This window comes from Arthrobacter sp. ZGTC212, from assembly GCF_002929255.1.
Taxonomy (GTDB): Bacteria; Actinomycetota; Actinomycetes; order Actinomycetales; family Micrococcaceae; genus Arthrobacter_B; species Arthrobacter_B sunyaminii.
On record NZ_PJIJ01000078.1, the window covers coordinates 1 to 537 of the forward strand.

The window sequence follows — 537 nt, forward strand, 5'->3', positions numbered from 1 at the left end:
CAGTCGATGCCCAGCCACTTCAGCGCGTCCAGCAGCTGGTGGTAGCTTTCCTCGCTGTCCCGCGCAGAGTCTGTGTCCTCGATCCGGAACACCATGGTGCCTTTGGTGTGGCGGGCGTAGGCCCAGTTGAACAGGGCCGTGCGGATCAACCCTACGTGGGGAGTCCCCGTGGGCGAGGGGCAGAAGCGTACCCGGACGGGGGTGTCCGCGGTGACGGGCGGGATGGAGGCAGCATTCGACGCAGAAGCAGTAGTCATAGTGGCTTCAACTTTACCGTCTGCCGTGAGGCGTCCCGGCGGGAAAGGTCAGCGGCGCACTATCGGGTTGGACAGGCGGCCGATGCCCTCAATTTCCACCTCAATGCGGTCACCCGGGTTCACCAGGCCAACACCGGCCGGCGTCCCGGTCATGATGACGTCACCGGGCAGGAGGGTGAATGCCTGGGAGACAACGGAAACGAGTTCCCGCACTCCCCTGATCATCTGGCTGGTGCTGCCGTCCTGACGCAGCTCTCCGTTCAGCCGGGCCTGGATCTGC

The 537-nt window shown here is 64.8% G+C and carries 2 protein-coding genes; both read right to left on the reverse strand.

The window, feature by feature from the left end:
- On the reverse strand, window positions 1–257 hold a 257-nt coding region (locus tag CXQ89_RS17975; RefSeq protein WP_258060215.1), incomplete at its 3' end, for a glutamate--tRNA ligase family protein.
- Between the two features lie 48 nt (window positions 258–305).
- The coding region (locus CXQ89_RS17980; RefSeq protein WP_181032434.1) for a fumarylacetoacetate hydrolase family protein at window positions 306–537 on the reverse strand (232 nt) is incomplete at its 5' end.